Here is a 13,968-nt window from a genome sequence, read left to right as displayed (position 1 = left end):
TGGGCTGATAAACTTGGCTGCTAAATAAACTGCGCTCTAGTCGAATGTCTCAACTGGTAACCCGCTGCCCTCATTGCAGCACATCATTTCATATTAATGACCAGCAACTGCGCGCTGCCCGCGGCGCCGTTCGCTGTGGGTCTTGCCTGCAGGTGTTTCGCGCAGACGAAAATATCGTTTTCTCAGAAAGTGATAGCGAGAGCCGCAATGATTTGGAAGCTTTGCTGGAAGACGATGACTTCCTGATTCACGACGATATCGAGCTCGACGAGGACGAACCCGCCACCCCGCCATCTCCACCAGCTGTGGATCAAACTGCCGGTCGGGAGAGTGCAACCAATGAGAGTGCACCTGACAGCGCGCCCAAATCTGAACCCAAAGAATATAGTGCAGCAGCGCAGGAATTAATTGGTGACGCCTTTGGCGACCATGAGTGGCAGGAGCTGGAAGCATCTCACACTGAAGAGGAAGCGGAACCCGAAGAGGACCTGGATAAAATCCTCAAGCCGGACTGGGAAGAACTTCCTGATTTTGATTCTGACCCTTCGCCCGAGTACAACGGCCAACCTGAAGTACCGGAGTTTGAAACTTCTAGCTCCCTCGCTGAGAAATCGTCTTGGGACAACAATGAGCCTGCAGTATCAACCGAGTCTGTAGATACACCTCCCCCCACTGAGGAAAGCCGCCAGGAGCCTTACTTCGGTGGCGAATCTACCACTGCCGAAGAGCCGCAGCGGGAGCAATTGATCTCAGCCATCCAGCCCGCGCCTGTGGAGATGTCGTGGGGAATCCCCAAAAAGAAACGCACAGCCTCTCCCTGGCTGTGGCGTGCATTGATTCCCCTATCGATCCTCGGCATAGTGATTCAGGTTGCATACTTCCAGTTCGATAGCCTCAGCCGCAAACAGCCCTGGCGCGACTTCTATGCTGCCGCCTGCCCACTATTCGGCTGCACTTTACCCCAACTAAAAGATACCCGGGCGATCCAGGCCACAAACTTAATGGTGCGTACCCACCCGCAGCTGCAGGGCGCCCTGGTAGTGGATGCAGTGCTACTAAATACCGCTCCCTACGCACAACCCTTCCCCAACCTGTTGCTGAACTTCAGCGACCTGAAGGACAAGGCTGTGGCCAGTCGCCGGTTTACCCCGAACGAGTACCTACAGGGGGAGTTGGCTGGACGCAAACTAATGCCCCAGGACAGCCCCATTCATATCGCGATTGAGGTGGTTGACCCCGGTGCAGAAGCGGTAAACTACGAGTTGAACATCACTCACTGAGCGCACACAAGCACCCCGGGCAAGTTTTTAGCAAAGGGGATTTGGCGCCATAAACAACCAAACCTGCGCATTCAGCAGGCTAAATGAACAGTGTTCGATCAAATTGCCCGCTTTTTCGCTTTGCCATTAACGGGCCAGCCGCTATCATAGGCGGCTGTTTTGCCGGGGCACAGATTGCCCTTCCTACAGCCCAAATGGAGCTACCGTGTCTACTGCCATTGGCCCCTATATTATCGACAACCCGGTAATTCTGGCGCCCATGGCCGGTGTCACCGACCGCCCCTTCCGCCAGCTGTGCCGAGAACTCGGCGCCGGATTGGTGGTTTCGGAGATGGTGACCTCGGACACTCGCCTGTGGAACAGCCGCAAGTCCCGCTTGCGCCTGGATCACGGTGGCGAAGCGGCGCCCATATCGGTGCAGATCGCCGGCGGTGATCCTGAGATGATGGCGGAAGCCGCTCGGGAGAATGCTCGTCGCGGCGCGCAAATCATCGATATTAATATGGGTTGCCCGGCAAAAAAGGTGTGTAAGAAAGCAGCGGGCTCCGCCCTGCTGCGGGATGAAAAGCTGGTAGCGGATATTCTTCAAGCCGTGGTCCAGTCTGTTTCCGTCCCGGTGACGCTAAAGATCCGCACCGGCTGGTGCCCGGATTCCCGCAATGGCGTCACTGTAGCCAAAATGGCCGAGGATTCCGGGATCGCTGCACTGGCGGTTCACGGTCGCACTCGCGCCTGTGGCTACCACGGACAGGCTGAATTCGATACCATTGCCGAAATTGTATCCAGGGTAGAAATCCCGGTTTTTGCCAATGGCGACATCTGCAGTGCTGAGAGAGCCCGAGAGGTGCTCGATTACACTGGCGCATCGGCGGTCATGATTGGCCGTGCAGCACAGGGACGACCATGGATTTTTCGGGAAATAGCCCACTATCTCGCCACTGGCGAGCGGCTACCCGAACCGACATTGGATGAAGTCAGGAATATTTTGCTCGCCCATTTGGGCGAGCTACACCGATTCTACGGTGAGGTGATGGGGGTCCGTATCGCTCGCAAACATGTGGGCTGGTACTTGAAGACGCTCGCGGATAGCGAGTCCTTCCGCAAGACCTTTTTCCAAATAGAGAGTGCAGAAGTACAACATGCCAGCGTTCACGAGTGGTTTGAACGCCGAATAACGAGAGGGGCACAAGCGGCATGAACAACGAAGTATTAATTCCGGATACTGGCAATGAAGAAGTATCCTCCAGGGGACAGACTCAACTGGCTCAGCCACAGCAGCAGTCCCTGCGCGATGCCGTCGAGCATGCAATGGAGAACTACTTCCGCCACCTGGATGGCCAGATGGTAACCGATGTCTACGACATGGTGCTGTCGGAGATCGAAGCGCCCATGCTCGAAGTGGTGATGAAATACACCCGTCACAACCAGACCCGCGCCGCGCAATTACTGGGTCTCAACCGTGGCACCTTGCGCAAGAAGCTGAAGCGCTACGGCCTACTGTAAGCTTCCCACCGAGCGAAATTTTGAAGGGGGATGAGGTAACTCATCCCCCTTCGCTATTTTCCCGGCAGCGTTTTTGTTGCCACAGTGGACAACCGCTAAAACCCTTTAAACATCCTTTTCGAAAACCAGTTGGATCAAGTGCAATGACAGACAAGGTTTCCATCCGCCGCGCTCTAATTAGTGTCTCTGACAAGAGTGGCATTGTAGAGTTCGCTCAACAGCTCTCCGCAATGGGGGTTGAGATTCTTTCCACCGGCGGAACCCACCGCCAGCTCAAGGAAGCGGGTATTCCCGTGGTAGAAGTTTCCGACTACACCGGCTTCCCCGAAATGATGGACGGCCGTGTCAAAACTCTGCACCCGAAAGTACACGGTGGCATTCTAGGGCGCCGCGGTACCGATGATGCCATCATGGGCGAGCACGGTATCACCCCGATCGATATGGTGGTGGTTAACCTCTACCCCTTCGCTCAAACCGTTGCCAAGCCCGACTGTTCCCTCGAAGACGCTATCGAGAATATCGATATCGGCGGCCCCACCATGGTTCGCGCTGCCGCCAAGAACCACAAAGATGTCACTATCGTGGTCAATGCCAGCGATTACGGCAATATCATCGAGGAGATGAAAGCTAACGATGGCACCTTGAGCCACGCCAGCCGCTTTGACCTTGCGGTAAAAGCCTTTGAGCACACGGCGGGCTATGACGGCGCTATTGCCAATTACCTGGGCACCATTAAAGGCGAAGAAAAGCAGCTGTTCCCGCGTACCTACAACAGCCAATTCATCAAGAAACTGGACCTGCGCTACGGTGAGAACCCGCATCAGAAATCCGCTTTCTATACCGAAGCCAACCCAGCTGAGGCCAGTATTTCCACTGCCACCCAGCTGCAGGGCAAAGAGCTGTCCTACAACAATATCGCCGATACCGATGCCGCACTGGAGTGCGTTAAGTCCTTCGAGCAACCCGCTTGCGTGATCGTAAAACACGCCAATCCCTGCGGTGTGGCGATCGCTGAAGATATTCATAAGGCCTACGACCTGGCCTTCGCTACCGACAGCGAATCGGCCTTTGGCGGTATCATCGCCTTTAACCGAGAGCTGGATGGCACCACTGCCCGCGCTATCGTCGAGCGACAGTTTGTTGAAGTCATCATCGCACCGTCAGTCTCCGAAGAGGCCAAACAGGCCGTTGCCGAAAAGAAGAACCTGCGCCTGCTGGTATGTGGCCAGTGGAGCAGCGAGCGCACCCCGGCACTGGACTACAAGCGCGTAAATGGCGGCCTGCTGGTTCAGGACCGCGACGACGGCCTGATCACCGCTGCCGACCTGAAGGTGGTCTCCAAGCGCCAGCCCACTGAAGAAGAAATCCGCGATCTGCTGTTTACCTGGAAAGTGGCCAAGTTCGTAAAATCCAATGCCATCGTATACGGCAAAGACGGTCGCACTGTGGGCGTAGGCGCCGGCCAGATGAGCCGCGTAAACTCCGCTCGTATCGCCGCGATCAAGGCCGAGCACGCCGGCCTCGCCGTTGCAGGGTCCGTTATGGCTTCCGATGCCTTCTTCCCCTTCCGCGACGGCATCGATAATGCTGCCGCTGTGGGAATCCAGGCGGTCATCCAGCCCGGCGGTTCCATGCGCGATGAAGAAGTGATCGCCGCAGCGGACGAGCACAATATGGCCATGGTATTTACCGGCATGCGCCACTTCCGCCACTAAGATTGTGCGCCCGCAAATGCATACTGTTGCGGGCTATGATCAGCGGGCTGGGAAGTATCGATACTTCCCAGCTCGCACAAATCATTGGAATCCAGGGGCGAGACTCAGGCCTCAGAATCAATTCCACGTTAAACTAGCACACCTATAACCTGTGCAATGGACCGGATCGGTCGACTTAGGGGGATTTAAGAATGAACGTATTGGTTATCGGATCAGGTGGCCGCGAGCACGCTCTGGCGTGGAAAGCAGCGCAAAACCCAAATGTCGGCACCGTCTATGTTGCCCCAGGCAACGCCGGCACTGCCCGCGAACCCAAGCTGGAAAATATCGCGATCGGTGTGGATAACTTCGCCGCCCTGGCAGATTTCGCCGAAGAAAACGGCGTAGAACTAACTATTGTCGGCCCGGAAGCACCGCTAGTAGACGGCGTTGTCGATTTCTTTAATGCCCGTGGCCTCGCCATTTTTGGCCCCAGCAAAGGCGCCTCCCAACTGGAGGGCTCCAAAGCCTTTACCAAGGACTTTCTCGAGCGCCACAAAATCCCCACCGCTGCCTACCGCAATTTCACCGAAGTGGAGCCGGCGGTTGCCTACATTCGCGAGCGCGGCGCGCCCATCGTGGTTAAAGCCGACGGCTTGGCTGCGGGCAAGGGTGTAATCGTTGCCGAAACCGAAGAGCAGGCTGAGCTCGCTGTACGCGATATGCTGTCTGGAAACGCCTTTGGTGAAGCCGGCTGCCGCGTGGTTATCGAGGAGTTCCTCCAGGGTGAGGAAGCGAGCTTTATCGTGATGGTGGATGGTGAAAATATCCTGCCGATGGCCACCAGCCAGGATCACAAGCGCGTTGGCGATGGCGATACCGGCCCTAATACGGGCGGTATGGGTGCCTACTCCCCTGCACCGGTGGTGACTGACACCATTTACCAGCGCATTATGCAAGAGGTAATCGAACCCACCGTTAAAGGCCTGGCCTCTGAGGGTACGCCCTACACCGGTTTCCTCTACGCCGGCCTGATGATCGACAGCGACGGTACTCCGAAGGTTATCGAGTACAATTGTCGCTTTGGCGATCCGGAAACCCAGCCAATTATGATTCGCCTGAAATCAGACCTGGTCGACCTGTGCATGGCTGCTCTGGACAAGAAGCTGGACACTGTCACTGCTGAGTGGGACCCCCGCCCAGCCCTGGGTGTGGTACTTGCCGCGCACGGCTATCCCGGCAGCTACCGCAAGGGCGACGCCATCAGCGGCCTGGACAAAGCAGACGGTGACAACGCCAAGGTCTTCCACGCCGGTACCGCACTGGATGGTGAGCGCGTAGTCACCAATGGTGGCCGGGTGTTGTGCGCCACAGCATTAGGGGATACCGTCGCTGAAGCTCAGGAAAATGCCTATGAATCAGCTCGGGCTATCTACTGGGATGGCGTGTTCTTCCGGAAAGATATCGGCTACCGCGCTGTCGAAAGAGAAAAGGTTTCTGCAGAGCAGCAGGACTAACAGCTGGCATCGGCGGCCGCTCATAAGCGGTCGCCTTCCACAGGGAGCAGAAGACTATGAGTAAACGCAGCCTCAGCGGACTCGACCGCCTGTTAATTCAAGCAGATCGGGCTCTGCGCACCCTGAGTCCCGGCGAACCCTGCCACGGCCGGGCATCCCCGGCGAAGGGTGAAGCCGAGATAGACCTCACCGACAGCGAACGCAAACACGCCGCTGGCCTTATGCGGGTCAACCATAGCGGTGAAGTCTGCGCCCAGGCGCTCTACCAGGGCCAGGCCCTGACCGCCAAGCTGCCCGAGGTGCGGGGGGAAATGGAGCGCGCTGCCGATGAGGAGATCGACCATCTGGCCTGGTGTGAACAGCGCTTGAAGGAATTGGACAGCCGCCCCAGCCTACTCAACCCACTGTGGTACGGCATGTCCTTTGGGCTCGGCGCCGCCGCCGGGAAAATCAGCGACCGAATCAGCCTCGGTTTTGTGGCCGCTACGGAAGACCAAGTGTGTAAACATCTTGAGAGCCACCTCGAAAAGCTTCCCGCCGACGACAAGAGAAGCCGTGCGGTAGTGGAACAGATGTTAATTGACGAAGACGAGCACGCCCACGCTGCACTGGCCGCCGGTGGTGCCCGCTTCCCCACTCCGGTAAAAGGAGTGATGTCTCTCGTATCCAAAGTGATGACTTCGGCCAGTTATAAAATCTGACCGTTACTCTTCAATCATTAAAACGACTTGGAGTTTAGGGAGGTTACGCCCAGTTTCCTCCCTCCCTTCCCGGCTAATTTCTCTTCAAGCTTCTTCAACGCTGTAGCTGTGCACAATCTCGACACCCGCATTGCGCAACATGATGGAGCCTGAGCAGTATTTCTCTGCGGAGAGTTCCACTGCACGGGCAACATGGGATTCCTTCAATCCGCGACCGCGCACTACAAACTTCATTTCAATTCGTTCAAATGGCGATGGAGTTGTATCCGGGCGCACACCTTCCAGTTCACAATGACAGGAAATAATGTCTTGTCTCGCCTTCTGTAAAATACTCACCACATCGTAAGCCGCGCATCCACCGACACCCAGCAAAATCATTTCCATCGGGCGCACACCATTATTTGTGCGGCCACCTTCCATCACTACCGAATTACCGCTGCCGGCTTCACCGACGAAGGTTAAATCATTTACCCAGGTTACTTTCCCCTGCATCACTCCACTCCCATTAAAACTTCAGCGGCGAAGCTTAGCATATCGGCGAAGTCTATCCCGGCGCCTGTATGTTTCCGGTATAGTGTCAGGTACGCCTCCGCGCGAAAGCCGAATGACGCATGATCAAATGCTTTTTCTATGAACGCATCGTGGTTTATGAAGTCCAAGCGACCCAGTGCCATAGTGTCACAGGTCACACTGCGGAACTTTGCCGCGGTCAGCCCCTGTTGGGGATTTTGTTTTCGCGCGATAATTCAATAGTGCTCAGCTGCTAAAGCCGGGATAGAGCACAAGACAAAAAATGAGGAATAAATCCGTGACGGTTGCTATCGAAGACCCCATGACTATCGGCAATATTGAAGACTTTCTGGCCCACTGCCACCGGCGTCGCTACCCGGCCAAGAGCACAATTATCTATGCTGGCGACCGCTGTGAATCCCTTTATTTCATTATGCGCGGTTCCGTTACAGTTCTGATTGAGGACGATGAAGGCCGCGAAATGATCGTTGCCTACCTCAACGACGGAGACTTTTTCGGTGAGATGGGCCTGTTCGATCAGGACACCCGCAGTGCCTGGGTCCGCACCAAAACCGAGTGTGAGGTGGCAGAAATCTCCTACACCAAGTTCCAAGAACTCACTCGCCAGCACCCAGAGTTTCTTTTCGCCCTGGCCACCCAAATGGCAGGCCGCCTGCGCAACACCACGCGCAAAGTTGGCGATCTTGCCTTCCTGGATGTTACCGGACGTGTCGCTCGCACCCTGCTCGATCTCTGCAATGAGCCGGATGCAATGACTCACCCCGAGGGCATGCAAATAAAAATCACCCGCCAGGAAATTGGCCGTATCGTCGGCTGCTCCCGGGAAATGGTGGGCCGCGTATTAAAAACCCTGGAAGAACAGGGCCTGGTTTCCGTTAAAGGTAAAACCATGGTGGTGTACGGTACCCGCTAGTATCCGAATAAATACACCGCATAAAAAAAGGGCGATTTTTACATCGCCCTTTTTTATTTCTACTACTGGAGTAAGCGGTCAGTTAAACATTTCCATCAGTTTCCTGCCCGGCTCCTCCTCCCGCATAAAGGCCTCTCCCACCAGGAAAGCATTGACGTTATGACCGCGCATCGCCGCAACATCATCTGTGGTATGAATACCACTTTCCGTGACCACAAGACGGTCTTCGGGGATCAAGTCCAGTAACTTAAAGGTATTTTCCAGCTGCACATCGAAAGTGTGCAGATTGCGATTATTGATGCCGATTAAGCGGTTAGGCAATGCCAGGGCCCTCTCCAACTCCTTGTGGTTATGCACTTCCACCAAGACATCCAAACCCAACTCCAAAGCGAGCCCGTTGAGATCCGCCATCTGTGGATCTTCCAGGCAGGCTGCAATCAGCAAAATACAGTCGGCCCCAATCGCGCGAGCTTCATAGATTTGGTAGGGATCAACGGTAAAGTCCTTGCGCAGCACCGGTAGGCGTACGGCATCGCGGGCCTGCTGCAAGTAATTATCTGCACCCTGAAAAAAGTCCACATCGGTTAGTACTGACAGACAAGCCGCGCCACCTTTTTCATAGCTAGTAGCAATTTCTGCAGGAAGGAAATCCTCGCGAATCACACCTTTACTGGGAGAGGCTTTTTTAATTTCGGCGATTACTGCAGCCTCACCAGTGGAAATCTTGCGATCCACTGCATCAACAAAACCTCTCGCCGGCTCCTGATCCCGGGCGCGAAGTCGAACTTCGTCGGTGGAGCACTCAGCCTTGCGCTCAGCAACCTCTTGCCACTTGCGCTCGACAATTGTTTTTAAAATGGTCGGTGTACTCACGATTGAATTTCCTCTGGGCGAAACGCACTGGTAAACGCGGCAAGATCGTTAATTTTCTCTCCGGCGAGACCGCTGTCGATAGCATCTTGTGCCATAGCGACACCTTGCTCTGCAGAGTGCGCAACACCGCTGACATAAATTGCCAGGCCTGCGTTAAGCGCAATAATATCCGCAGCTTTTTGCCCCGCCTCAGTATTGCGCTTACCCAGCGCATCGCGAATCAGGGCCAGGGAGTCCTCGGAACCAGAAACACTAAGATCAGAGAGGTCACGGCGCTGCAAGCCAAAGTCTTCAGGCTTGAGGGTATACTCCTGCAAGGCACCATCCTTTAATTCCACAGCAAAGGTATCCGCAGCAATACTGGCTTCATCGAGCCCATCATCACTATGTAAAACCAACACATGCTCTGAACCGAGCTTTTGCAAAACCTCAGCCAACAGGCGGCAGTAGCGCTTGTCATACACACCGATTACTTTGCGCTTTACCCCCGCCGGATTTGTCATCGGCCCGAGTAAATTGAAGATGGTACGCAGTCCCAGCGCCTTGCGCGATGGGCCAACGTGGCGCATCGCATTGTGAAAGCTGGGCGCAAACATAAAGCCAATACCGATAGTCTCTACGCATCGCGCCATCTGCGAGGGACTCAATTCCAAAAATACGCCGGCGTGCTCAAGCAGGTCCGCAGAACCACTACTAGACGACACCGAGCGATTGCCATGCTTGGCTACCTTAGCTCCGGCGGCAGCTGCCACAAAGCTGCTCGCACTGGACACGTTAAACAGATTGGCGCCATCACCGCCGGTGCCGACAATATCAACCGTGTTTTCCAGATCGAGCTCAACCTTTACCGCCAGCTCACGCATGGTTTCCACAGCGCCGACAATTTCATCGACTGTTTCCCCGCGAATGCGCAATGCGATAAGGAGTGCGCCTATCTGAGACTCCAGCGCTTCGCCACACATAATCTGGCCCACGGTTTCGCGCATTTCTTCACGAGTAAGGTGTTCGCCATCCACCAGTTTGGCAATGGCCTGTTGAATATTCATTTTTCCCCCTTTGCCCCGCTCTGGTTATTGATTCTGGCGGGGCCTGCCCGCCGCGCACTTATTCTTCCGGCCCTCAAGACTCGATAAAGTTTCTCAACATATCGTGACCGTGCATGGTGAGAATCGACTCAGGATGAAATTGCACCCCTTCTACCGCTAATTCCCTGTGCTTCACGCCCATGATCTCATCAATTTCACCATCCTCTGTCTCAGTCCAGGCGGTGATCTCCAGGCATACCGGTAAACTGCTTTTCTCCACTACCAGTGAGTGATAGCGAGTCGCCTCAAACGGGTTGGACAAACCGTGGAACACCCCCAAATTGTTGTGCACTATAGGAGATGTTTTGCCGTGCATAACCTGCCGGGCACGAACCACCCTGCCACCGAAGACCTGTCCAATACTCTGGTGCCCCAGACAAATACCCAAAATAGGGATACTGCCGGCAAAACGGCGAATGGTATCGAGCGAAATACCCGCCTCATTGGGGGTACAGGGACCCGGCGAAATCACAATTTTCTCTGGCGCCATTGCCTCGATTTCATCCAGGGTAATTTCGTCGTTGCGTTTTACCATCACTTTTGCACCCAGCTCTTCCAGGTACTGCACTACATTCCAGGTAAAGGAGTCGTAGTTATCGATCATTAAAATCATTGTGCGGCCCCCTTAGCCTCTGGTTGATAAGTGGATTCTTCCATTCTTTTTTGCAGGCGTGCGAGAGAGGCCTGGGTTGCGCGGAGTTCGCGCAGGATTTCGGTCTGGCTTGGAGGCAGGCACATTTCATCCATTCGTCGCAATTTGGCCTCTTCCAGGTTATTCAAGACTACACCGATAAAGAGGTTAATCATTACGAACGCCCCCATGACCACAAAGCTGACGAAGTAAAGCCAGGCCCAAGGCATCGAATCCATCGCGGTATACATAATATCCGTCCAGTCCTCGAAGGTGACAATGCGGAATAAACTCAAAAATGCGATGGGTAAAGTGCGCCAGTGAGTTGGATCAATATCGTGAAATAGGAAATAACCCGCTACACCATAGATATAGAAAATGATGCTCATCAACAAAGCAATGTGCATCATGCTTGGCAAACTGCGCAAAAGCGTGTCCACCAGTGTGCGGAGTTCCGGAAATGCAGACACCAGCCGCAAAACCCTTAATACCCGCACCAAACGCGCCAGGGTAGCTAGCGGCCCTGTAGCAGGAATCAAACTCAGTGCAATAATAGTAAAATCAAAGCAATTCCAACCACTGGCAAAGTAACGCCAGGGACGGGCCCCATGGGCAAAAATTTTAACCAGCGCCTCAATAACAAATGAGGCGAGAATCAGTTGATTAATAGCGCCCAGCAGCGTACCAAAGCGCTCCGTCACCCAAGTGGAAGTCTCCAACCCAACAGCGACAGCATTGAGCAGAATCATTCCGATAATGATTTGGTTAAATAACGGCGCTGCGACGACTCGCTCGCAGCGCTCAGCCAGGGTCAACTTTTGAGAAATACTAACTTCGCTCATCTTGCTCGATCTTTACAGGGTCACTACTCTTGGCCAGCGCCATACCGGCAGCGCGGAAAAGCGCTCGGGCCTTATTCATTGTTTCATTCCACTCTGACTGTGGATCTGAGTCCGCCACCAGGCCAGCCCCCGCCTGCACATATAGTCGGCCATCCTTGATAACTGCGGTACGAATGGCGATAGCGGTATCCATATTGCCATTCCAAGCCAGGTAGCCAACCGCCCCACCGTAAATGCCACGCTTTTCTGGCTCCAGCTCATCGATAATTTCCATAGCGCGAATCTTGGGGGCGCCCGACAGGGTACCGGCCGGCAGTGCCGCGCGCAGAGCATCCATGGCGGTGAGGCCCGGCTTTAACCGGCCGACAACGTTGGAGGTGATATGCATCACGTGGGAATAGCGCTCGACAAACATTTGGTCGGTGACTTTAACACTGCCAGTATCAGCCACCCTGCCGATATCATTGCGCCCCAGGTCAATCAGCATCAGATGTTCGGCGAGTTCTTTGGGATCTGCCAACAGCTCTTCCTCCAGGGCAAGATCCTCCTCCTCAGTGGCTCCCCGATGGCGGGTTCCCGCCAGAGGTCGCACAGTCATTTCTCCCTCTTCTAAATGCACCAAAATTTCTGGGCTGGAGCCCACTACATGGTGGTCACCCAGATCGAGGAAATACATATACGGCGAAGGGTTCAAACTGCGTAAAGCACGGTAAAAATTGAGTGGCGGCGCATCGAAAGGCGCAGACAGGCGCTGGGAGGGCACCACCTGCATCACATCACCGGCAAGCACGTACTCTTTAACCCGGTCTACTGCGCGCTTAAAATTGTCCTCGCCAAAGTGGGATTGGAATTCGCTCTCATCAATGCCGCGCCCATGCAAATCGAGGGGCACAGTATCCGGCAGCGATTGCGCTAACTGGCCAACCAATTGGTCCAGGCGCTGCTGGGCTTTTTCATAGGCTGCTTCTTCAGCTGTATTTGCGTGGACAATCAGAATTACCGCACCGGCAAGATTGTCAAAAACCACCAATTCATCGCTGACCATCAACAGGATATCCGGGTTTCCCAGGGTATCCGGCGGAGTACTGGCGGCCAGACGCGGTTCGATATAGCGCACGCAGTCATAGCCAAAATAGCCCACCAGCCCGCCGTTAAAACGGGGCAGATCCGCTAATTCAGGCACCTGATAGCGCTGCTGAAACTGTTCAACAAACTCCAGAGGGTCGGCGGCGCTGTGGCTCTCTACAACCTCACCATCAGTTTCCACGGTGATGTCAGTGCCCTTAACCCTGAGCAGAGTCCGCGCTGGTAAACCAATAATGGAATAGCGCCCCCATTTTTCCCCGCCCTGAACCGATTCCAGCAAATAGCTGTAACGGCCTCCGGCCAGTTTCAAATAGGTGGACAGTGGCGTTTCAATATCCGCCAGTACGCGCCTTACTAGGGGGATACGGTTATAACCCTCAGACGCAAGTTGAGCGTATTCAGTAGGGGTCATGGAGACTCCGATCAATTTTTCATTCTTTACGATTGGCGCCAGAGTATAAGCAGCGCCCACGGGAAAGGTGCCTCAATCGCCAAACTCGATTGGGCCTCAGCAGGTCAGTGGCGCCATCGCCAACTGTTTGTCAGGGAGAAAGAGTGGTTCACGGAAATTCCCTCAGTGCAGGCGCACAAGTTAACAAATCCCGTCTATGGCGGGCAAGAGATTGCCCGCCAGTTTTGTAAATTAAGCCAAACTCTTACGCATAGCTGCAATCACTTCAGCGTAGTCTGGGGTATTGAATATGGCAGACCCAGCGACAAAGGTATCTGCTCCAGCTGCAGCAATTTCGGCAATATTGTCGCGATTCACACCGCCGTCGATCTCAAGGCGAATATCAAACCCAGACTCATCAATCAACTTGCGGGCTTCTTTTAACTTGGTCAGGGTATTGGGGATAAACTTCTGCCCACCAAAGCCCGGGTTCACCGACATCAGCAGGATCATATCCAGCTTATCCATTACATACTTGGCCGCATCGAGGCCACTGGCTGGATTGAACACCAGCCCGGCTTTACAGCCGAGACTGCGGATCAATTGTAGGGAGCGGTCCGGGTGACGAGAGGCTTCTGGGTGGAACGTAATATAGGTAGCTCCGGCATCGGCGAACATGCGAATCATTTCATCCACCGGCTCCACCATCAGGTGCACATCAATCGGAGCCTCTACACCGTGTTTGCGCAGGGCCTGGCATACCATAGGGCCAATCGTGAGATTTGGCACATAGTGATTGTCCATCACATCAAAATGCACCCAGTCCGCTCCGGCTGCCAACACATTGTCCACTTCCTCACCCAAACGTGCGAAATCTGCGGAGAGAATAGAGGGGGCGATCTTGTAATCTGACATCAAAAT

General features: G+C 54.6%; 14 protein-coding genes. 7 read left to right on the top strand and 7 right to left on the bottom strand.

Annotated features, from left to right (window positions below; translation table 11 throughout):
* The first annotated feature begins 44 nt into the window (after positions 1-44).
* The 6 genes from ACJJI8_RS08440 to coq7 all read left to right on the top strand — a co-directional run bounded on the left by ACJJI8_RS08440 (position 45) and on the right by coq7 (position 6,695).
* Complete coding sequence (locus ACJJI8_RS08440) at positions 45-1,280, top strand: DUF3426 domain-containing protein (RefSeq protein ID WP_444914849.1); 1,236 nt, start codon at positions 45-47, stop codon at positions 1,278-1,280.
* Between the two features lie 205 nt (positions 1,281-1,485).
* On the top strand, positions 1,486-2,478 hold the full coding sequence (gene dusB, locus ACJJI8_RS08435) for a tRNA dihydrouridine synthase DusB (protein ID WP_444914850.1): 993 nt from the start codon (positions 1,486-1,488) through the stop codon (positions 2,476-2,478).
* Positions 2,475-2,783, top strand: coding sequence for a DNA-binding transcriptional regulator Fis (fis, locus tag ACJJI8_RS08430; protein WP_020411495.1), 309 nt, complete (start codon positions 2,475-2,477; stop codon positions 2,781-2,783). Before dusB ends, fis begins: the two co-directional genes overlap by 4 nt.
* A 143-nt stretch (positions 2,784-2,926) precedes the next feature.
* Entirely contained in the window at positions 2,927-4,498 is a 1,572-nt protein-coding gene (gene purH / locus ACJJI8_RS08425) for a bifunctional phosphoribosylaminoimidazolecarboxamide formyltransferase/IMP cyclohydrolase (RefSeq protein ID WP_444914851.1), read from the top strand.
* A gap of 191 nt (positions 4,499-4,689) precedes the next feature.
* Complete coding sequence (purD, locus tag ACJJI8_RS08420) at positions 4,690-5,994, top strand: phosphoribosylamine--glycine ligase (protein WP_444934792.1); 1,305 nt, start codon at positions 4,690-4,692, stop codon at positions 5,992-5,994.
* A gap of 56 nt (positions 5,995-6,050) precedes the next feature.
* Positions 6,051-6,695 (top strand): 2-polyprenyl-3-methyl-6-methoxy-1,4-benzoquinone monooxygenase, encoded by a 645-nt coding sequence (gene coq7 / locus ACJJI8_RS08415; RefSeq protein ID WP_444918904.1) that lies wholly within the window; start codon positions 6,051-6,053, stop codon positions 6,693-6,695.
* Between the two features lie 84 nt (positions 6,696-6,779).
* Here coq7 and ACJJI8_RS08410 read toward each other — a convergent pair whose 3' ends face one another.
* Positions 6,780-7,187, bottom strand: a complete 408-nt coding sequence (locus tag ACJJI8_RS08410; RefSeq protein ID WP_282934442.1) for an OsmC family protein — start codon at positions 7,185-7,187, stop codon at positions 6,780-6,782.
* Positions 7,188-7,488: 301 nt separating this feature from the next.
* Between ACJJI8_RS08410 and crp the strand changes: the two genes are divergently transcribed.
* Positions 7,489-8,139, top strand: a complete 651-nt coding sequence (gene crp, locus ACJJI8_RS08405) for a cAMP-activated global transcriptional regulator CRP (protein WP_051089460.1) — start codon at positions 7,489-7,491, stop codon at positions 8,137-8,139.
* A gap of 78 nt (positions 8,140-8,217) precedes the next feature.
* Here the strand turns inward: crp and trpC are convergent, their stop codons facing one another.
* From trpC to rpe, 6 genes are all read right to left on the bottom strand, one after another.
* Positions 8,218-9,015, bottom strand: coding sequence for an indole-3-glycerol phosphate synthase TrpC (gene trpC / locus ACJJI8_RS08400; RefSeq protein WP_413665837.1), 798 nt, complete (start codon positions 9,013-9,015; stop codon positions 8,218-8,220).
* Positions 9,009-10,058, bottom strand: coding sequence for an anthranilate phosphoribosyltransferase (trpD, locus tag ACJJI8_RS08395; RefSeq protein WP_413664251.1), 1,050 nt, complete (start codon positions 10,056-10,058; stop codon positions 9,009-9,011). Before trpD ends, trpC begins: the two co-directional genes overlap by 7 nt.
* A 73-nt stretch (positions 10,059-10,131) precedes the next feature.
* Positions 10,132-10,710 (bottom strand): anthranilate synthase component II, encoded by a 579-nt coding sequence (locus ACJJI8_RS08390; RefSeq protein ID WP_413664250.1) that lies wholly within the window; start codon positions 10,708-10,710, stop codon positions 10,132-10,134.
* Positions 10,707-11,570, bottom strand: a complete 864-nt coding sequence (locus ACJJI8_RS08385) for an ion transporter (RefSeq protein WP_444895314.1) — start codon at positions 11,568-11,570, stop codon at positions 10,707-10,709. Before ACJJI8_RS08385 ends, ACJJI8_RS08390 begins: the two co-directional genes overlap by 4 nt.
* Positions 11,557-13,068, bottom strand: coding sequence for an anthranilate synthase component I (gene trpE / locus ACJJI8_RS08380; RefSeq protein ID WP_444934791.1), 1,512 nt, complete (start codon positions 13,066-13,068; stop codon positions 11,557-11,559). The genes ACJJI8_RS08385 and trpE overlap by 14 nt, the downstream gene beginning before the upstream one ends.
* Positions 13,069-13,299: 231 nt before the next feature.
* Entirely contained in the window at positions 13,300-13,962 is a 663-nt protein-coding gene (gene rpe, locus ACJJI8_RS08375) for a ribulose-phosphate 3-epimerase (RefSeq protein ID WP_444892691.1), read from the bottom strand.
* Between the last annotated feature and the right edge of the window lie 6 nt (positions 13,963-13,968).

This window comes from Microbulbifer maximicatervae (SeqCode), assembly GCF_052467695.1.
This window is presented reverse-complemented; position numbering and strand designations above follow the sequence as displayed.